This is a genomic window from Microbacterium aurum (assembly GCF_016907815.1).
Taxonomy (GTDB): Bacteria; Actinomycetota; Actinomycetes; order Actinomycetales; family Microbacteriaceae; genus Microbacterium; species Microbacterium aurum.
The window spans coordinates 2,818,747-2,837,951 of the sequence record NZ_JAFBCQ010000001.1; the positions used below are offsets into that span (position 1 = coordinate 2,818,747).

Below are 19,205 nucleotides of genomic sequence, written 5' to 3' on the forward strand. Positions count from 1 at the left end.
CACCGCCTTTGCGGCCTCTTGCCGGTCGCGTCAGACGGCGTACGGGGCGAGCTCGGCGGCCAGGCGCTCGGAGACGTGCGCGTGCACGGCGGTGCCGCCTTCTTCGTGGCTGGTCGAGACGATGTGCGCGCTCTCGTGCATCGCGTTGATGAGGTCGCCGCGGTCGTACGGCACGAGTGCGCGCACCTCGACCGCCGGCAACGGCAGCGCCGCCTCGATCGCGGCCCGCAGCTGTTCGATGCCCTCACCGGTGCGAGACGACACGAACAGCGCACCGGGCTCGAGTCCGCGCAGCACCAGTCGGGTGTCGTCGTCGACGAGATCGGCCTTGTTGAACACGACGATCTCGCGCGTCGACCGTGCCCCCACGTCGCCCATGACGTCGCGGACCGTCGCCAGCTGCGCGGCCGGATCGGGGTGCGATCCGTCGACCACGTGGACGAGAACGTCGGCGTCGCCGACCTCCTCCAGGGTGGAGCGGAACGCTTCCACCAGCTGGTGCGGCAGGTTGCGGACGAAGCCGACGGTATCGGTGAGCGTGTACACGCGTCCGTCGGCGGCCTCGGCGCGGCGCACCGTCGCGTCGAGCGTCGCGAACAGCGCGTTCTCGACGAGCACGCCGGCGCTGGTCAGCCGGTTGAGCAGGCTCGACTTTCCCGCGTTGGTGTAGCCGGCGATCGCGACCGACGGGATCGTGTTGCGCTTGCGCTCGCTGCGCTTGGCCTCACGGGCGGGCGCGAAGTCACGCAGCTGCTTGCGCAGCTGCGCCATCTTGGTGCGGATGCGGCGACGGTCCAGCTCGATCTTCGTCTCACCGGGTCCGCGCGAGCCCATACCGGCGCCGCCGGCGCCGACCTGTCCACCGGCCTGACGGCTCATCGACTCACCCCAGCCGCGCAGGCGCGGCAGCAGGTATTCGAGCTGGGCGAGCTCGACTTGGGCCTTGCCCTCGCGGCTCTTGGCGTGCTGACTGAAGATGTCGAGGATGACGGTGGTCCGGTCGATCACCTTGACCTTGACGACGTCCTCCAGCGCACGTCGCTGGCTGGGGGCGAGCTCGGTGTCGGCGATGACGGTGTCGGCGCCCACGGCGGCGACGAGGTCCCGCAGCTCGGCGGCCTTGCCGCGGCCGATGTAGGTGGCGGGGTCGGGGTGCGGGCGCCGCTGCAGCACGCCGTCGAGCACGACGGCGCCGGCGGTCTCGGCGAGCGCGGCGAGCTCGCGCAGCGAGTTCTCGGCGTCCTCGTGCGAACCCTGCGGGTAGACGCCCACGAGCACGACGTTCTCCAGCCGCAGCTGCCGGTACTCGACCTCGGTGACGTCCTCGAGCTCGGTGGACAGCCCCGGAACGCGTCGCAGCGCCGCGCGCTCCTCGCGATCCCACTGGTCGCCGTCCGTGTCGCCGTAGGCGACCGTGGCGGCATCCTGCAGCGCCTGAGCGGCTCCGAAGACATGCACGCCCGACCGCGCCTCGGCGCGCGCGAGCACCCGGTCGACCGGGTCGACGGGCGTGTCGTCGGCGTCACGCATGTCGGTGTCGGTGGTGTCTGTCATGAAATCCTTCCGGTCAGCCTTGCAGTCTATCCGCTGTGGCCGGTGGCGGCGGGGCCGCGAACACGCGACCCGGCGGCTCCGGTACGCTCGCATCCATGGGGAGCGACCACTACTTCAGCGCCTCCCCGTCCAGCGCCGAGAACCTCCGTCGCATCCGGGTGACCCTCGGTGGCCGCAGCGGTGAGGTCACGACCGCGGGCGGGGTGTTCAGCCCCGATCACGTCGACACCGGCACTGCCGTGCTGCTCGCGAACACGCCTCCGCCGCCGCCGGGCGGTCATCTGCTGGATCTCGGCTGCGGATGGGGCCCCATCGCGCTGAGCCTCGCCGTGCAGTCGCCGCACGCGACGGTGTGGGCCGTGGATGTGAACGAGCGAGCGCTGGACCTCGTGCGCCGCAACGCCGCCGAATGGGGCGTCGACAACATCAACGCCGTGCTGCCCGACGATGTTCCCGACAGCGTGCGGCTGCGCAGCATCCGCTCCAATCCACCCATCCGCGTCGGCAAGCAGGAACTGCACGGCCTGCTCGAGCGGTGGATCCCTCGCCTGGACGAGCGCGGCGACGCGTGGCTCGTGGTGCAGCGCAATCTCGGCTCCGACTCGCTGCAGCGGTGGCTCGCCGCGACGTTCGACGACGGCTATTCGGTCGCCCGCGCCGCCACCGGCCGCGGATTCCGCGTGCTCAAGGTGCGTCGCCACGACGCGCCCGCCGACCCGACACCCGCATAGCGCGCCGAAACCCGCGTCCGGTCGCGCGCCGCGGCGGCGCGGTCAGACGAGCGCGGTCAGGCGAGCGCGACCTCGCCGGAGAACACGAGTGCCGCGGGGCCCGACAGCAGCACGTGATCGCCGTCCGCACCCCTGGCGACGCGGACGCCCAGCGTTCCGCCCGGCACCTCGACGCTCCAGCGATCCGGCGCGCCGGCGCCCGCCCAGTGCCGCACGGCGAGGGCGGATGCCGCGACCCCCGTGCCACAGGACAGGGTCTCCCCCACGCCGCGCTCGAAGACGCGCATGCGGATCGTGCCGACGCCCGCCTGTACGAGAGGCTCCGCCGGGACGACGAACTCGATGTTGGCGCCGGCGGCGGGCAGCGGATGCAGCTGCGGCTGCACCGTGAGGTCGAGGTCATCGAGTTCGGCGACGCTGGAGAGCGCCACCACGACGTGGGGGTTGCCGACGTCGATCCCCTGCCCGGGGCGGGCGACATCGAGGCCGCGGGCGCGGACGACGACCTCGTCCGGCGCGACCGCGAACAGGCCGAGGTCGACTTCGAACCCGAGCTCGCTGCGGGTGAGCGTCTTCGTGCCGGCGCGGGTGCCGATCCGCAGCGGCTCGTCGTCGATCGTCGCGCGACCGGTCTCGACGAGATACTTCGCGTAGACCCGGATGCCGTTGCCGCACATCTCGGCGGCCGACCCGTCGGCATTGCGGTAGTCCATGAACCACTCCGCATCGGGGGTGGCGGCGCCTTCCGGCAGGGCGCCCGAGCGCACGACGCGCAGGATGCCATCGCCGCCGATCCCGAACCGGCGGTCGCACAGCGCCGCGACCTGCGCATCGCTCAGGTCGATCGCGCCGTCGTCGTCGGGGACGATGACGAAGTCGTTGCCCGTGCCATGGCCCTTGGTGAACGCGATGGTCTGCGGCATCCGCCCAGTCTAGTTCCGCGGGTCCGGCTCAGTCCGCGATGAGGCGCTTGCCGGTGTTCCAGACCTCGAACGGCTCGAAGCGTGGCCATCACCGCGCCGACGAACTCATCCCACCGAGTCTGCCATCGCCCCGGCATCCACCCCCGGCCCCACCCACCGGATGCCCGGGTAACGCCGGAACCACGACACCTGGCGACGCGCGTAGCGGCGCGTCAGCGCCTGTGTCTGCGCGATCGCCTCGTCACGGCTGAGGTCGCCGCGAAGCTCAGCGAGCGCCTGCGCGTACCCGATGGCCCGGCTCGCCGTCACGCCGCGCTCCAGTCCGCGCTCGCGCAGCCGCGTCACCTCGTCGAGAAGGCCGGCCCGCCACATGTCCTCGACCCGCCGGTCGAGGCGTTCGACGAGTGAGGCGCGCTCCACCTCGACGCCGATGAGCGTCGTCGCCGGATGCCACAGTGTGGGCTCGTCGGGCAGCGCGGCGCCGTGCGTGTCGGCGCCCTGCGCGACGACCTCGAGCGCCCGCACGACGCGACGCCCGTTGCGGGGATCGATCCGCGCCGCCGTGACCGGGTCGAGCCGCTGCAGGCGCGCGTACAGCGCGTCGGCGCCCTCGCGGGCGAGGTCGGCCTCCAGCTCGGCACGCACCGCGTCGTCGTGCGGCGGGAAGCGGAAGTCGTAGACGACGCTCGACACGTACAGTCCGGAGCCTCCGACGAGGATCGCGTCGCCGCCGCGCGCGTGGATCTCACCGATCGCGGTGCGGGCGGCATCCTGATACCAGGCGACGGCCGCCTCGTCGGTCACCTCGAGCACGTTGAACAGGTGGTGCGGGATGCCGCGGCGCTCGGCGACGGGAAGCTTCGCCGTCCCGATGTCCATGCCGCGGTACAGCTGCATCGCGTCGGCGTTCACGATCTCGGCGGGCCGGCCGCGCTCTGCGAGGGCGGCGGCCAGACGCAGCGACAGGTCGGTCTTGCCGGTGCCGGTGGCGCCGACGACGGCCCACAGCCGGGCTGAGTTCACGCCGGGCGCAGCGTCGGAATGCCGAGGCCGACCGCGCGACGGCCGTCCGCCGTCAGCGAGACGGCCGGGGTCGGCACTCCGCAGGATTCGGCCTGCGTGCGATCCCAGGCGTCACCGGCGCGGGTACGGCGGATCTGCAGCGGCGCCCCGTCGGGACTGTCGGCCAGCAGGTGGAACGGCGCGGCGTGGCTCACCGCCACCGAGACGATGTCGCCGGGGCGCGGCACGGCGCTGCCGGCGGGCAGTTCGAAGTGCACGAGGCGGTTGTCTTCGGCGCGCCCGGTGAGGCGGTGCGTCTCGGCATCCTTCTTCCCCTCCCCGGTGGAGACGAGCACGTCGATGCGTCGACCGACCTGCTTCTGGTTCTCCTCCAGGCTGATGCGGTCCTGCAGGGCGACCAGCCGCTCGTAGCGCTCCTGCACGACGGCCTTCGGCACCTGGTCGGGCATGGTTGCCGCCGGCGTGCCCTCGCGGATCGAGTACTGGAAGGTGAAGGCGCTCGCGAACCGGGCCTGCTCGACGACGCGCAGAGTGTCCTCGAAGTCCTCGTCGGTCTCGCCGGGGAATCCCACGATGATGTCGGTGGAGATCGCCGCGTGCGGGATGCGTGCGCGCACCCGGTCGAGGATGCCGAGGAACCGCTCGCTGCGGTACGAGCGGCGCATCGCCTTGAGGATGCGGTCGGAGCCGGACTGCAACGGCATGTGCAGCTGCGGCATGACGGCAGGTGTCTCAGCCATCGCGTCGATGACGTCGTCGGTGAAGGCGGCGGGGTGGGGGCTCGTGAAGCGGATGCGCTCGAGGCCCGGGATCTCCCCCGCGGCGCGCAGCAGCTTGCCGAAGGCCTGACGGTCGCCGAACTCGACCCCGTAACTGTTGACGTTCTGACCGAGGAGGGTCACCTCGATGGCCCCGTCGTCGACGAGCAGGCGGATCTCGTTCAGGATGTCACCCGGCCGCCGGTCCTTCTCCTTGCCGCGCAGGTGCGGGACGATGCAGAACGTGCAGGTGTTGTTGCAGCCGACCGAGATCGACACCCAGCCGCTGTAGACGGAGTCGCGCTTGGTGGGAAGGGTGCTGGGGAACACTTCGAGGGATTCGAGGATCTCCAGCTCCGCATCGCCGTTGTGCCGTGCGCGCTCGAGAAGGCCCGGCAGCGACCCCATGTTGTGGGTGCCGAAGACGACGTCGACCCACGGGGCCTTCTGCTGCACGGCCTCCTTGTCCATCTGCGCCATGCAGCCGCCGACGGCGATCTGCATGCCTTCGTGCTTGTCCTTGCGGCTCTTGAGGTGGCCGAGCGTGCCATAGAGTTTGCCGGCGGCGTTATCGCGCACGGCGCACGTGTTGATGACGACGACGTCGGCCTCGACGCCGGCATCCGCCCGGACGTATCCGGCACTCTCCAGGGACCCGGCGAGGCGCTCGGAGTCGTGGACGTTCATCTGGCAGCCGAACGTGCGCACCTCGTAGGTGCGGGCACGGCCGTCGGCGGTGACGGCGGCGCGCGAGGGCGCGATCAGCGTGGGTGCGGCGGACGGAGAGGTCATGATGCGCCTATTCTACGAGCCGGCCCCGGGGCGGCAGCTCACTCGAACCGCACGCCGGACCGCGCCGGGCGGGAGAGTTCGTCGAGCGCACGGCGCGCCGCATCGAGCGCCTGCGCGCCGTAGCCACGCCGCGCCAGCTGACCGGAGAGCCGCCGCAGGGCAACGTCGCGGTCGAGGTCGCGCATGGTCCGCGCCTTCTGGCGCGCGTACTCCAACGCGCGGTCCGCATCATCGTCGGGAAGAGCTTCCAGCGCGGCGTCCACGATGTCCCGCGGGATGCCGCGCTGCGCGAGCGCCTGACTGATCGCCCGCCGCCCCTGCCCCTTCCGCGTCGTCCCCGCGTCGATGAGCTGCTCGGCGAGGCGGGCGTCGTCGACGTAGCCGTGGCGGCGCATCCCCTCGATGATGCCCTCGACGGCGTCGACGCTGAGCTCGCGTTCCCGCAGGAACGCGCGCGCCTCGCGCTCGGACAACGATCGCGTGCGCAGCCGCTTCACGAGGGCGGACTCGGCATCGGCCGCGGCGTCGACCTCGTCGGGGGCGAGCGGCTGGTCCGCGACCGGCTCGGTCCACGTCGTGTGCCAGGTGTCGCCGAGAGCCTCCGCCGGTTCGGCGGGCGCGGCATGCGCCCGCCCGCCGAACAGCGGAGTCACGGGGGCGAGGTGTTCCTCGCCGGGCATTACGCTGGGCGCCGCTCGGCGAGCTCGGCGACGGGGGCCGCCTCGGTCACCTTGGGCTGTCCGATCCCGAGCTTCTGCAGGATCTTCGTCTCGATCTCGGCGGCGATGTCGGCGTTCTTCAGCAGGAAGTTCCGCGCGTTCTCCTTGCCCTGCCCCAGCTGCTCGCCGTCGTAGGTGTACCAGGCGCCGGACTTCTTGACGATGCCGTGCTCGACACCGAAGTCGATCAGCGAGCCCTCGCGCGAGATGCCGACGCCGTACAGGATGTCGAATTCGGCCTGCTTGAACGGCGGCGCCATCTTGTTCTTGACGACCTTGACGCGGGTGCGGTTTCCGACCGCCTCGGTGCCGTCCTTCAGCGTCTCGATGCGGCGGATGTCCAGTCGCACCGAGGCGTAGAACTTCAGCGCTTTGCCGCCCGCGGTGGTCTCGGGCGACCCGAAGAAGACGCCGATCTTCTCGCGCAGCTGGTTGATGAAGATCATCGTGGTGTTGGTCTGGTTGAGCCCACCGGTGAGCTTGCGCAGCGCCTGCGACATGAGGCGGGCTTGCAGACCGACGTGGGAGTCGCCCATCTCGCCCTCGATCTCGGCCTTCGGCACGAGGGCCGCGACGGAGTCGATGACGACGAGGTCGATCGCCCCCGAGCGCACGAGCATGTCGGCGATCTCGAGCGCCTGCTCGCCGGTGTCGGGCTGCGAGACCAGCAGCTGGTCGATGTCGACGCCCAGCTTCTGCGCGTAGTCGGGGTCGAGCGCGTGCTCGGCATCCACGAACGCGGCGATGCCGCCCGCGCGCTGCACGTTGGCGATCGCGTGGAGGGTCAGCGTCGTCTTACCGGAGGACTCCGGACCGTAGATCTCGACGATACGGCCCCGGGGCAAGCCGCCGACGCCGAGCGCGACGTCGAGGGCGATGGAGCCGGTCGGAATCACTTCGACGGGAGCGCGGTCGTCGCCGCCCAGTCGCATGACCGAGCCCTTTCCGAACTGGCGGTCGATCTGGGCGAGGGCCGATTCGAGGGCCTTCTCGCGGTCGGCGGGTGAGGGCATGACGTGCTCCTTATGGTCGCGGTTCCGTCGCCTGTAGGCTGTCGCGCTCCCTCCCGACGGGACGGATGCTGCGACAAGGCGGAGGTGTCGTGATGACCCTGTTCACGTTAGGGAGGACCTCCGACATCGGCCGGCGGCGAACCCGCATCTGTGGACAAGACGCCCGTTTCACCTCTTGTGGAGGAGCCTATGCCCGAGTCGAACAAAGATGCGACGACACGCCGCGGGCCGGCATCCGCGATTCAGCGTCTGCGCGTCTGGATGAGCCCCACGCCGTGCCGACGCGACTCGGGCACATCGGCCTCCTCGCACAGAGCGAGCCAGATCTCCCGGGGCGGCACGCCGTCCTCCAGTGCCTGCGCGGCGGTGCGATAGTCCAGCGGACCGAGGGCCAGGTCTGCCACGAGCGCCGCGCCGCGGCCGCCGAACTCGGCGGTGACGGCGCGCGTGAACTCGCTGCGCCGCACGTCAGCGCAGCGAGAGCTCGGGCTGGATGATCTCGTCGCCGAGCGCCGCGAGGTCGTCGGGCACGACATCGGGGAAGACCTGCAGGCCCTCGAGCACCGAGATGCGGTCGCCGACCTCACGCATGATGGTGGAGATCGGGACATCGAGCGCTTCGGCGACGGACGCGAGGATCTCGCTGGACGCCTCCTTCTGACCGCGCTCGACCTCGCTGAGGTAGCCGAGGGCGACACTCGCGCGGCCCGCGACCTGACGGAGGGTGCGGCCCTTCTGCAGACGGAAGTCGCGCAGGACTTCGCCGATCTCTTGACGAACCAGGATCATGTCGGGCCCCCTCCTTCAGTGATTCCTCGGTCGAAAACCTTGTCCCGGGTGGACAACAGTACAGGACTTGCTGGCCACGATAGACCCCTCGTGCTGGGGAATGGTTGGGAATCGCTCATACGTAACGGAGCCGACACATCGGATATTCCCGCCGTCATCTGCGGGCGCTCACAGCGCGTCGAGCGCCAGCCGCAGGGCGCGCGCCGCGGACTCGGCGCGGATGCCGTCGCGGTCGCCCTCCAGCTGCAGCGACTCGACCCGTGACCCCAGCGGCGTCGAGACGGCCAGGTGCACGGTTCCCACCGGCTGCCCGTCCGCCGAGACGGGACCGGCGATCCCCGTCGTGGCGATGCCGATGTCGACGGGGACGCCCTCGTGGCCGAGCACCCGGCGCACGCCCTCGGCCATCTGCCGCGCGACGCGCGGGTGCACCGGGCCGTGGGCGCTCAGCAGCGTCTCATCGACCCCCAGCAGGCTCGCCTTGACGTCGGTCGCGTAGGCGACGACGCCGCCGCGCAGCACGCGGGAGGCTCCGGAGACCGCGACGATGGATGCCGCGACCAGCCCGCCGGTGAGCGATTCGGCGACCGCGACCGTCCAGCCGAGCTCGCCGAGCCGGTCCACGAGTCGTTCGGCGTCGGTGCGGCGCCCGACCGAGACGAGGGTGTTCTCGAGCTCGTCGGGGAGCTCGGACGGTGGGTGGAACGGACTCATGACGGGCTCCCCCCGGCATCCTTCGGCTGCGACGGTCGGGGCCCGCGCGACGGGCGTGACGCGCGCGAGCCGCGCACCTCGGTGACCACGTAGTCGATGCCGCTCGCGATCGTGAGGACGACGGCGATCCACATCGTCACGGTGTTCACGACGTGGATCCACTCCCCCACCACCGTCCACAGCGGCAGCAGCGCGAGCGACAGCGCGACGGCCTGCGCGACCGTTTTGAGCTTCCCCATCCAGGCGGCCGCGACGACGTGGTTCGACGCGACGACGAGCCGGTGCACCGTGATGCCGATCTCGCGCACGAGCACGACCGCCACGACCCACACCGGCAGCTCGCCGAGGATCGACAGGCCGATGAACGCGAACCCGGTGAGGACCTTGTCGGCGATGGGGTCCAGCAGCTTGCCGAGGTCGGTGACGATGTCGTGCTTGCGGGCCAGGTAGCCGTCGATGCCGTCGGTCGCGATCGCCACGATGAACAGCGCGGCGGCCCACCAGCGCAGGGGGCCGTCGTCACCGGCATCCGCGAGCAGCATCCACAGGAAGACCGGCGCGCACAGGATGCGCACGATCGTGATCGCGTTCGGAAGCTGCCGGGGGATCGTCACGTGCCGAGCCTACTGGCCGCCCCGCCGCGTGACCTCAGTCGCGGCCGGTGAGCCCCCAGGCGTCCTCGGAGCCCTCGTCGCCGTCGACGACCTCGAGGCCGTCGAACTGCGTGTCGACCGCGTCCGGCCCGTATGGGTCGGCACCCGAGGCGCCGGAAGACGGCGCCGCGGCCGGCGGGTCGTCGCCCCGGAGGCGCGCGAGCACCTCGGGCAGCTGGTCGGGCGTCACGAGCACGTCACGGGCCTTCGACCCCTCGGACGGCCCGACGATCTCGCGGGACTCGAGCAGGTCCATGAGGCGCCCGGCCTTGGCGAAGCCCACCCGGAGCTTGCGCTGCAGCATCGACGTGGAGCCGAACTGCGTCGAGATGATCTGCTCCGCCGCCGCCAGCAGCAGCTCGAGGTCGTCGCCGATGTCTGCGTCGATCTCCTTCTTCTCCGCCACCGCCGCGACGTCGGCCCGATACTCGGGGCGGGCCTGGTTCTTGACGTGGTGGACGACCTTCTCGATCTCGCTCTCGGCGACCCACGCGCCCTGCACGCGCAGCGCCTTCGAGGCGCCCATCGGCAGGAACAGTCCGTCGCCCTGGCCGATGAGCCGGTCGGCGCCGGGCTGATCGAGGATGACGCGCGAGTCGGTGACGCTCGTGACCGCGAACGCGAGACGCGAGGGCACGTTGGCCTTGATGAGACCCGTGACGACGTCGACCGACGGACGCTGCGTGGCGAGAACGAGGTGGATGCCGCTCGCGCGCGCCAGCTGCGTGATGCGGACGATCGAGTCCTCCACATCGCGCGGGGCGACCATCATGAGGTCGGCGAGCTCGTCGACGACGACGAGGAGGTAGGGGTACGGCTTCAGCACCCGCTCGCTGCCGACGGGGAGGTTGATCTCCCCCGCGACGACGGCCTTGTTGAAGTCATCGATGTGGCGGAACCCGAACGACGCGAGGTCGTCGTACCGCATGTCCATCTCCTTCACGACCCACTGCAGCGCCTCGGCCGCCTTCTTCGGGTTCGTGATGATGGGGGTGATCAGGTGCGGCACGCCGGCGTAGCTCGTGAGCTCCACACGCTTGGGGTCGATGAGCACCATCCGCACCTCGGAAGGCTTGGCGCGCATGAGCAGCGACGTGATCATCGAGTTCACGAAGCTCGACTTGCCCGAGCCGGTGGAACCGGCGACCAGCAGGTGGGGCATCTTCGCGAGATTCGCGACGACATAGCCGCCGCCGACGTCCTTGCCGACGCCGATCGTCATCGGGTGGGTCTGGCTCGTCGCCGCCTGCGAGCGCAGCACGTCGCCGAGGGTGACGATCTCGCGATCGGTGTTGGGGATCTCGACGCCGATCGCGCTCTTGCCCGGGATCGGCGCGAGGATGCGCACCTCGTTGGAGGCGACGGCGTAGGCGATGTTGTTGGTGAGCGCCGTGATGCGCTCGACCTTGACGCCGTGGCCGAGGGCGATCTCGTACTGGGTGACCGTCGGGCCGCGGGAGAAACCCGTCACCTTCGCGTCGACGCCGAACTGGTCGAACACGCCCATGATCGCCGCGACGACGCGGTCGTTGGCCTCCGAGCGCGCCTTGGGCGGCGTGCCCTGCGCGAGGGCGGCGACCGAGGGCAGCCGGTACGGGGCCTGCGGCGGTCGGCCGTCGTGGTCGTCGCCGAGGGCGGAGATGCCGGGCAGCACGCCGTCGTCGAGGACGATCTCGCCGCTGTCCTCCCGGATGCCGGTGTCCGCGCGTCGGGCCGCCTTCTTCGCGCTGGCGATGACGGCGGGGTCGATGATCTCGGTCGCGGCATCGGGAAGCACGGGCAGCGGCGGCACCGGGGGCGTCGCAGGCATGGCGACGGCGGCCTGATCGAACCCGCCGACGCCCTGCGGATCGAGCAGGGCGGTCAGGTCATCCGCGCCGAGGTTGCCGTCGGCATCCTCCTCGCGACCCGACTTGTTGCGGCGCCACCACGGCAGCGACGGCTCCTTCTCCGCGTCCTGATCGTCGAGCGGCCCGAAGGCGACCGTGGGGCCGGTGGCCGCGGCATCCGTCGCCTGCGGGCGCTCCGCGCCGAACATCCAGGCGTACAGGTCGCCGAGTCGGCGGCCGATGCGGTTCGGCGGGGTCTTGGTGATGATGAGGACGCTGAAGAAGCTGATGACACCGAGCACGACGTAAGCGCCGATGTCGGTGAGGACCGTGAGCGGCCCGCCAATCGCCCAGCCGAACAGGCCCCCGGCCTCGCTCAGCGCGGGCAGGCCCTGATTGGGCTGCGGTTGACCGCCCGCGACGTGGCAGAAGCCCGCGATCGACAGGACGAACAGGCCGAAGCCGATGCCGACCCGCCCGTTGTCGTTGACCGAGGACGGATGCCGGAAGAGCCACCCGGCGAGCAGCAGCAGGAGGACCGGCATGATGAAGGCGACCCGGCCGATGAGCGCACCCACCGTGAAGGCGCTGATGTTCGTGCCGACGTCGGTGCCGATGAGGAACCATTCCACGACCGCCCCGGCGACGGCGAGCAGCACCAGCAGGAACGGGAATCCGTCGCGACGCTGATCCTTCTCGAGGGTCTCCGGACCGAACGCGCGGAACATCCCGCCGGTGGCGTGCGCGAGGCCGAGCCACGCCCGGACGATCACCGGCGGCTTGTCGACGTCGTCCACGTAGCGCTTGGGCGCCGGATCGGGCCGCCGCGCGCCGGACTTCTGGGCACGCGAGGAGGAGCCCTTCGCGGACGCGCGGGCGTTCGTGGGCGTGCTCGATCGTGCCATTACTCCACGGTAGGCGCGGGTGGGGCAGAATCCGCGGATTGACGCGGCGGGATGCGCGCCTGCGTCAGCGCAGGCGCTTGACCATCGTGTCGCGGCCGTGGCCGGCCTCGGTCACGGCGAAGCCCTCGCTGCGGTACAGCTGCTGCGCGAAGTTGCCGCGCTCCACCGACAGGCTGATCCGGGCGAAGCCCTGCGCCCTGGCGTGCTCGCACAGGCGCTGCAGCAGCGCCCGGCCGGCGCCGTGAGCGCGCCAGATCGGGCGCACCCCGATGATCAGCTCCGGAACACCCGTGCCGATGTACCCGAAGCCGGGATCGGTGCGCGGCAGCATCCGGTACCAGGCGGCGCCGATCGGCTGATCCTGCGCGTCGACGGCGATGAACCCGGCATCCCCCGGCCTCATCCACCCCGCGACATACCTGCTGTGGTCGGGATGCGCGATCACCTCGTGCCGCGGTCGAGCGCCGCCCTGACGCCAGTTCGCCGCCTCGACGACCATGTCGCCCAGGAATGCGCCGTCCGCCTGCGTGGCGGGGCGGATGCGGAAGCTGGCGGGCATGGGTCGATGGTAGCGACCGGGTGTTACGCCTCGAAGACGGCTCCCGGTGCTCGCCGGGTCGCGCGCGGACCTACGCCTCGATGACGAGGGGGACGATCATCGGGCGGCGGCGCAGGCGCTGGTTGACCCAGCGGCCGATCGTGCGGCGCACCACCTGCGACAGCGCATGCGTGTCGCGCACGCCAGACTGTGCCGCTTCGGTGAGCGCGGCGGCGATCTTCGGCTCGACGTCGTCGAAGACGCTGTCGTCCTCCGCGAAACCGCGGGCGTGGATCTCGGGTCCCGTGATGATGCGGCCGGTCGCGGCATCCACCACCACGATCACCGAGATGAAGCCCTCTTCACTCAGGATGCGGCGGTCCTTGAGGTCGGCGTCGGTGATCTCCCCGACGGTGGAGCCGTCGACGTACACGAAGCCCAGGTCGAGCTGGCCGACGACCTTCGCCACCCCGCCCTGCAGGTCGACGACGGTGCCGTTCTCGGCGATGATCGTGTTCTCGGCGGGGATGCCCGTGTCCTGAGCGAGCTTCGCGTTCGCGATGAGGTGCCGGTACTCGCCGTGGACGGGCATGACGTTGCGCGGCTGCAGGATGTTGTAGCAGTACAGCAGCTCGCCGGCGGCGGCGTGGCCGGAGACGTGCACCTTCGCGTTGCCCTTGTGCACGACGTTCGCGCCGAGCTTCGTCAGTCCGTCGATCACGCGGTAGACGGCGTTCTCGTTGCCCGGGATGAGGCTGGATGCCAGGATCACGGTGTCGCCGGGACCGGGCTCGATCGCGTGATCGAGGTTCGCCATGCGCGACAGCACGGCCATCGGCTCACCCTGCGACCCGGTGGACATGTAGACGATCCGGTCGTCCGGGAGGTCCTTGGCCTTCTTGTAGTCGATGAGAACGCCGTCCGGCACGTGCAGGTACCCGAGCTCCTCGGCGATCGTCATGTTGCGCACCATCGAGCGGCCGAGGAACGCGACGCGGCGCCCGTTCTCGGCGGCGGCGTCGATGACCTGCTGCACGCGGTGCACGTGGCTCGAGAAGCTCGCGACGATCACGCGCCGCGGCGCCTTCGCGATCACCTGATCCAGAACGGGACCGATCGCCCGCTCGAGCGGCGTGAACCCGGGGACGTCCGCGTTCGTCGAGTCGACGAGGAAGAGGTCGACGCCGTCCTCGCCCAGGCTCGCGAAGGCGCGCAGATCGGTCAGCCGGCCGTCGAGCGGCAGCTGGTCCATCTTGAAGTCGCCCGTGGCGAGCACCGTGCCGGCATCCGTGTGGATCGCGACGGCGAGGGCATCCGGGATCGAGTGGTTCACCGCGACGAACTCGAGGTCGAAGGGGCCGACCTGCTCCTCCTGGCCCTCCGCGACGGTGAGCGTGTACGCCTTGATGCGGTGCTCCTCGAGCTTCGCCTCGACGAGCGCGAGCGTCAGCTGCGAGCCGATGAGCGGGATGTCGCTCTTGAGCTTGAGGAGGTACGGCACGGCGCCGATGTGGTCTTCGTGGCCGTGCGTCAGCACGAGGCCCACGACGTCGTCGAGGCGCCCCTTGATCGGTTCGAAGTCGGGGAGGATGAGGTCGACGCCCGGCTGGTGCTCCTCGGGGAAGAGCACGCCGCAGTCGACGATCAGGAGCTTGCCGTCGAACTCGAAGACGGTCATGTTGCGGCCGATCTCACCCAGGCCGCCGAGGGGGATCACCCGGAGGGTGCCGTTCTCGAGGGCGGGCGGGTCGTACACGTTCGTGGGCATCGAATCCCTTTCACCGGATGCCGCGGCATCCGCTCTTTTCCATGCTGTTCAGCGCTGCGGTCTCAGCGGGTCGTGCCGTGGACCTTGGGGAGTGCGCCGCCCGCGGCGGCGTTGCGGTCGGGCCGGAAGTTCGAGAAGTCGGCGCCGTCGACGCCCTTCACGAGCGCCAGCTCGTCCTCGATGATGGCGGCCTCCCACTCCTCCGGCCCGACGAGGGGCAGGCGGACGCGGGGGCTCGAGATCCGGCCGAGGCCGTGCAGGATGTACTTCGCACTGACCGTGCCGGGCACGTGCGTCATGACGGCACGGACGAGCGGCTCGAGGCTCTGATGGGCGGCGGTCGCTGCGGCCAGGTCGCCGCGGTTCACGGCATCCACCATCACGCGGTACGGCGCGGGCGCGATGTTCGCGGTGACGCCGATGAGCCCGGTGGCGCCGATCGCCATGTGCGGCAGCGCGTTCGCGTCGTCGCCGGAGAAGTACATCAGGTCGGTCTGGTTGAGCACCCGGCTGACCTCGCTGAAGTCGCCCTTGGCGTCTTTGATCGCGAGGATGTTCGGGTGCTTGGCGAGACGCAGGATCGTCTCGTACTTGATCGGCACACCGGTGCGGCCCGGGATGTCGTAGAGGATCACCGGCAGATCGGTGGCGTCGGCGACGAGGCGGAAGTGCGTCAGGATGCCGGCCTGCGTGGGCTTGTTGTAGTACGGCGTCACGATCATGATGCCGTCAGCGCCGGCCTTCTCGCTGGCCTTGTACAGCTCGATCGCGTGTGCGGTCTCGTTGGAGCCACCGCCCGTGATGATCTTCGCGCGGCCGGCGGACACGCTCTTGCCGACCTCGACGAGCTTCAGCTTCTCCGGGTCGGTGAGGGTGGAGGTCTCGCCCGTGGTGCCGGTGACGACGATGCCGTCGGCGCCGGCGGTGATGACGTCGTCGATGTGCTTCTCGACGGCGGGCCAGTCGACTTCACCGTCGGCCGTCATCGGGGTGACGAGCGCGACGAGGACCTGACCGAAGGGGTTGCCCGTGTGCGTCATGCGTCCAGGTTATCGGTTCGGATACGCTCGCCGTGCGTCAGCGCCCGGTGCGGGCGAGGCGAGCGGCCAGGGGTGCCGGGAGCATCCGCACGACGGCGACGATGGCCCGGTAGCGCAGCGACGGGATCGAGACGGCGGTGCCGCGGGCGGCGGCGCGCAGCCCCTCCCGGACGACGTCGGGCGCGTCGAGCCACATGAAGGAGGGGATGCCCTCCTGACCCGGCGGCAGCCCGAGCTGCTCGTGGAAGTTCGTGTGCACGAAGCCGGGGCACACTGCGGTGACGCTCACGCCGCGGGGGCGGTACACGGCGTTCGCCCATCGGCTGAACGAGACGATCCACGCCTTGACCGCGCCGTACGTGCCGCGCGGGAGGAACGCCGCGACGGATGCCACGTTGATGATCCGCCCGTGTCCCCGCGCGAGCATCGGCTGCAGCGCCGCGTGCGTGAGGCGCATCGTGGCGCGCACGTGCAGGTCGAGGTGCCGCTCCTCGACGGCGATGTCGTTCTTCGCGAAGTCGAGGTCGAGCCCTATCCCGGCGTTGTTGACCAGCACCTCGACCGGCCGCGTCGGGTCGGAGAGTCGGGATGCCGCGGCATCCGTGCCCTCGTCGGTCGTGAGGTCCGCCACCAGAACCTCGGTCGCGACCCCGAACTCGGCGCGCAGCCGCTCGGCGACGGCGTCCAGCGCCGCCCGGTCGCGCGCCACGAGGACCACGTCCGCACCCTTCGATGCGAGCTGTCGCGCGAACTCCGCGCCGAGACCCGAGCTCGCGCCGGTGATGAGTGCCGTCTTCGCCATTCCGCCACGCTACCGGCGATGCATGCGGCGTGTCAGGCGATCACCGAGACAGGAGAAGACACCGAAACAGGACGTGGTGACGATCACACATCCTGTGTGCGCGATTTCTCCTGTGTCCGTGACGGCGCGGACGGATGCCGGGTGTCGCCCGCCCGCGCGAGACGCCCGAGGATGAGGGTCAGGGGCGGATGAGCGTCAGGAAGCGGTAGGGCACGCCGGTGCGTGAGACGGTCCAGCCGTCGGCGGGATCGATGCGCGCGACGTCCCACCCGGAGCGATCGGGGGCGAACGTGTCCCCCTCGACCTCCAGGTCGAGCTCCGTCACCTCCAGGAGGTCGGCCCGCTCGATGGCCTCGGTGAACAGGCGCGCGCCGCCGATGACCCAGACCTCCCGCGCGTCGCCCACGAGCGCGAGGGCCTCGTCGAGCGACGAGGCGCGCTCCGCGCCGTCGGCGGCCCACTCGGCATCCGTCGTCACCACGATGTTCCGCCGGTCCGGGAGCGGACGGAACCGCTCCGGGAACGACGACCACGTGCGCCGGCCCATGATGACCGGATGTCCCGTCGTGCGCTCCTTGAAGTGCGCAAGGTCCTCCGGCACGTGCCAGGGCATGCCGCCGTCCTTGCCGATGACGCCGCCGCGGGCCTCCGCCCAGATGAGCCCGAGACGCGGGCCGGGCGCGCTCACACCGCCACCGCGGCGCGGATCGCCGGGTGGTGCTGGTAGTCCTCGACGACGATGTCGTCGTAGGTGTAGTCGAAGATCGAGTCGGGCTTTCGCGCGAACGACAGCGTCGGGTACGGGTAGGGCTCACGGGAGAGCTGCTCGCGCACCTGCTCGAGGTGGTTGTCGTAGACGTGGCAGTCGCCGCCCGTCCAGACGAAGTCGCCGGGCTCGAGGCCCGTCTGCTGCGCGATCATCATCGTCAGCAGCGCGTACGACGCGATGTTGAACGGCACGCCCAGGAACATGTCGGCCGACCGCTGATAGAGCTGGCACGACAGCTTTCCGTCCGCGACGTAGAACTGGAACAGCGCGTGGCACGGCGCGAGCGCCATGTCGGGGATGTCGGCCGGGTTCCACGCCGACACGATGAGCCTGCGCGAGTCGGGGTCGGTGCGGATCTGCTCGATCACCTGAGAGATCTGGTCGATCTGGCCGCCCGAGGGTGTCGGCCACGACCGCCACTGCACGCCGTAGACGGGACCGAGCTCGCCGCGCTCGTCGGCCCACTCGTCCCAGATGGTGACGCCGTGCTCCTGCAGCCAGCCGACGTTGGACTCGCCGCGGAGGAACCACAGCAGTTCGTAGACGATCGACTTCAGGTGCACGCGCTTGGTCGTGATGAGCGGAAACCCCTGCGACAGGTCGAAGCGGATCTGCCGCCCGAACACGCTCGTGGTGCCGGTTCCGGTGCGGTCGTCCTTGTGCACGCCGCTGCGCACCACATCGGCGAGAAGGTCCTCGTAGGGGGTGGGAACGGGGTGGCCGGATGCCGGGTGCGCGCTCATGACTGCCAGGTTACCGGCGGCGGTGCGCACCGGTTCTGTGACGCACGGTTCGTCATCTGGGCGGCATCGGGCCGCCCCACGGCCGTGGCGGTCTAGGGTGAGGGGTTGTGAACCTGTCGGAAGCCGCGATCGTCCTCGCCGCCCTGCTCGCGGTGACCGTCGGCGGCGGTTTCATCCTCCGCTGGCAGCAGAACCGGCCGCGGCGGCAGAACCCCGCCGAGATCGTCGAGCCCGAGCGGCTGGGCGCCACCGCGCTCGGCGAGCGCGCCACGCTGCTCCAGTTCAGCACCGAGATGTGCGCGCGCTGCCCCGGCGTGCACCGCACGCTCGGCGCGATCGCCGACGCGCACGACGGGGTGCTCCACCTCGACGTGGACCTCACCCATCGTCCCGATATCGCCAAGCACTTCCACGTGCTGCAGACGCCGACGACCCTCATCCTCGACCGCACCGGGGTCATCCAGACCCGGTTCGGCGGCACGCCGAGTCGCGGCGCCGTGGAACTCGAACTCGGTCGTGTGGCGGCGGAGGATGCCCGTGTCTGACATCGCCCGCCCCGCCTCCCCGAAGGGCATCGATCCCCGCGGACCGCGCTTCGCGGCATCCGTCACCGCGGTGCTGCTGCTCGTGGACGTGTTCCTCGGTCTGATCGGCGCGTCGACGGCGCGCGCGACCGCCGCCTTCGGCTGGTTCGCCTATCAGCCGCTGGCGGACTCCGATTTCGCGTTCGTCGCCGGGTCCTGGCTGCTGCCGACCCTCACGGTCGCCCAGCGCGCCGCCGACCCCGCGTTCCTCCTGCTGCTCGTGATCGCCCTGCTCTTCCTCTGGGGCGTCGTCTCACCGCGCACGGCGCCGTGGGGTGTGCTCTACCGCCGACTCGTGCAACCGCGACTGGCGCCGCCGACGGACCTCGAGGACCCGCGCCCGCCGCGCTTCGCGCAGGGCGTCGGCCTGTTCGTGACCGGCGTCGGGCTTCTCCTGCACCTGATCGGCGTGCCGTGGGCGCTGCCGATCGCGGCGGGCATGGCGTTCATCGCGGCGTTCCTCAACGCGGTGTTCGGGCTGTGCCTGGGATGCCAGTTGTACCTGCTCCTGCAGCGCGTCGGCCTGTGGGGCCGCCCGGCCTGACCCGGTTCCCTCCC

General features: G+C 70.7%; 20 protein-coding genes. 3 read left to right on the top strand and 17 right to left on the bottom strand.

The window, feature by feature from the left end:
• Positions 1–30: 30 nt before the first annotated feature.
• Complete coding sequence (gene hflX / locus JOD60_RS13895) at positions 31–1,554, bottom strand: GTPase HflX (protein WP_076691229.1); 1,524 nt, start codon at positions 1,552–1,554, stop codon at positions 31–33.
• Positions 1,555–1,649: 95 nt separating this feature from the next.
• On the opposite strand from hflX, the gene JOD60_RS13900 reads away from it, so the two are divergent.
• Positions 1,650–2,285, top strand: a complete 636-nt coding sequence (locus tag JOD60_RS13900) for a class I SAM-dependent methyltransferase (RefSeq protein WP_076691230.1) — start codon at positions 1,650–1,652, stop codon at positions 2,283–2,285.
• A gap of 56 nt (positions 2,286–2,341) precedes the next feature.
• Here the strand turns inward: JOD60_RS13900 and dapF are convergent, their stop codons facing one another.
• The 16 genes from dapF to JOD60_RS13980 form a co-directional block, all read right to left on the bottom strand.
• On the bottom strand, positions 2,342–3,208 hold the full coding sequence (gene dapF / locus JOD60_RS13905) for a diaminopimelate epimerase (RefSeq protein WP_076691231.1): 867 nt from the start codon (positions 3,206–3,208) through the stop codon (positions 2,342–2,344).
• A gap of 105 nt (positions 3,209–3,313) precedes the next feature.
• Positions 3,314–4,231, bottom strand: coding sequence for a tRNA (adenosine(37)-N6)-dimethylallyltransferase MiaA (miaA, locus tag JOD60_RS13910; protein WP_076691232.1), 918 nt, complete (start codon positions 4,229–4,231; stop codon positions 3,314–3,316).
• On the bottom strand, positions 4,228–5,781 hold the full coding sequence (gene miaB / locus JOD60_RS13915; protein WP_076691233.1) for a tRNA (N6-isopentenyl adenosine(37)-C2)-methylthiotransferase MiaB: 1,554 nt from the start codon (positions 5,779–5,781) through the stop codon (positions 4,228–4,230). Before miaB ends, miaA begins: the two co-directional genes overlap by 4 nt.
• A 38-nt stretch (positions 5,782–5,819) precedes the next feature.
• Positions 5,820–6,434 carry a regulatory protein RecX gene (locus JOD60_RS13920; protein ID WP_232321621.1) on the bottom strand — a complete coding sequence of 205 codons (615 nt, stop codon included), beginning with the start codon at positions 6,432–6,434 and terminating at the stop codon, positions 5,820–5,822.
• Between the two features lie 26 nt (positions 6,435–6,460).
• Complete coding sequence (gene recA / locus JOD60_RS13925; protein ID WP_076691235.1) at positions 6,461–7,513, bottom strand: recombinase RecA; 1,053 nt, start codon at positions 7,511–7,513, stop codon at positions 6,461–6,463.
• Positions 7,514–7,755: 242 nt separating this feature from the next.
• Positions 7,756–7,980: a DUF3046 domain-containing protein gene (locus JOD60_RS13930; protein ID WP_076691236.1), complete on the bottom strand. Its 225-nt coding sequence runs from the start codon at positions 7,978–7,980 to the stop codon at positions 7,756–7,758.
• 1 nt (position 7,981) lies between these two features.
• Positions 7,982–8,302 carry a helix-turn-helix domain-containing protein gene (locus tag JOD60_RS13935; RefSeq protein ID WP_076691237.1) on the bottom strand — a complete coding sequence of 107 codons (321 nt, stop codon included), beginning with the start codon at positions 8,300–8,302 and terminating at the stop codon, positions 7,982–7,984.
• A gap of 168 nt (positions 8,303–8,470) precedes the next feature.
• Positions 8,471–9,016 (bottom strand): CinA family protein, encoded by a 546-nt coding sequence (locus JOD60_RS13940; protein ID WP_076691238.1) that lies wholly within the window; start codon positions 9,014–9,016, stop codon positions 8,471–8,473.
• Positions 9,013–9,630, bottom strand: coding sequence for a CDP-diacylglycerol--glycerol-3-phosphate 3-phosphatidyltransferase (pgsA, locus tag JOD60_RS13945; protein ID WP_076691239.1), 618 nt, complete (start codon positions 9,628–9,630; stop codon positions 9,013–9,015). The genes JOD60_RS13940 and pgsA overlap by 4 nt, the downstream gene beginning before the upstream one ends.
• Before the next feature lie 34 nt (positions 9,631–9,664).
• The gene (locus JOD60_RS13950) at positions 9,665–12,403 is read right to left on the bottom strand and encodes a DNA translocase FtsK (protein ID WP_076691240.1); all 2,739 of its coding nucleotides are present in this window, start codon (positions 12,401–12,403) and stop codon (positions 9,665–9,667) included.
• 64 nt (positions 12,404–12,467) lie between these two features.
• A complete protein-coding gene (locus JOD60_RS13955) occupies positions 12,468–12,962 on the bottom strand; it encodes a GNAT family N-acetyltransferase (protein WP_076691241.1) in 495 nt (164 codons plus the stop codon).
• A gap of 70 nt (positions 12,963–13,032) precedes the next feature.
• Positions 13,033–14,709, bottom strand: a complete 1,677-nt coding sequence (locus JOD60_RS13960) for a ribonuclease J (RefSeq protein ID WP_076691242.1) — start codon at positions 14,707–14,709, stop codon at positions 13,033–13,035.
• Between the two features lie 62 nt (positions 14,710–14,771).
• A complete protein-coding gene (dapA, locus tag JOD60_RS13965) occupies positions 14,772–15,749 on the bottom strand; it encodes a 4-hydroxy-tetrahydrodipicolinate synthase (protein ID WP_076691243.1) in 978 nt (325 codons plus the stop codon).
• Positions 15,750–15,786: 37 nt separating this feature from the next.
• Positions 15,787–16,551 (bottom strand): SDR family NAD(P)-dependent oxidoreductase, encoded by a 765-nt coding sequence (locus tag JOD60_RS13970; RefSeq protein ID WP_076691244.1) that lies wholly within the window; start codon positions 16,549–16,551, stop codon positions 15,787–15,789.
• 178 nt (positions 16,552–16,729) lie between these two features.
• A complete protein-coding gene (locus JOD60_RS13975) occupies positions 16,730–17,239 on the bottom strand; it encodes a dihydrofolate reductase (RefSeq protein ID WP_076691245.1) in 510 nt (169 codons plus the stop codon).
• The gene (locus JOD60_RS13980; protein ID WP_076692227.1) at positions 17,236–18,063 is read right to left on the bottom strand and encodes a thymidylate synthase; all 828 of its coding nucleotides are present in this window, start codon (positions 18,061–18,063) and stop codon (positions 17,236–17,238) included. Before JOD60_RS13980 ends, JOD60_RS13975 begins: the two co-directional genes overlap by 4 nt.
• 107 nt (positions 18,064–18,170) lie before the next feature.
• Between JOD60_RS13980 and JOD60_RS13985 the strand changes: the two genes are divergently transcribed.
• Both JOD60_RS13985 and JOD60_RS13990 read left to right on the top strand, forming a co-directional pair.
• Entirely contained in the window at positions 18,171–18,608 is a 438-nt protein-coding gene (locus tag JOD60_RS13985; protein WP_076691246.1) for a TlpA family protein disulfide reductase, read from the top strand.
• Positions 18,595–19,191: a DUF4395 domain-containing protein gene (locus tag JOD60_RS13990; protein ID WP_076691247.1), complete on the top strand. Its 597-nt coding sequence runs from the start codon at positions 18,595–18,597 to the stop codon at positions 19,189–19,191. Before JOD60_RS13985 ends, JOD60_RS13990 begins: the two co-directional genes overlap by 14 nt.
• The last annotated feature ends 14 nt before the right edge of the window (positions 19,192–19,205 follow it).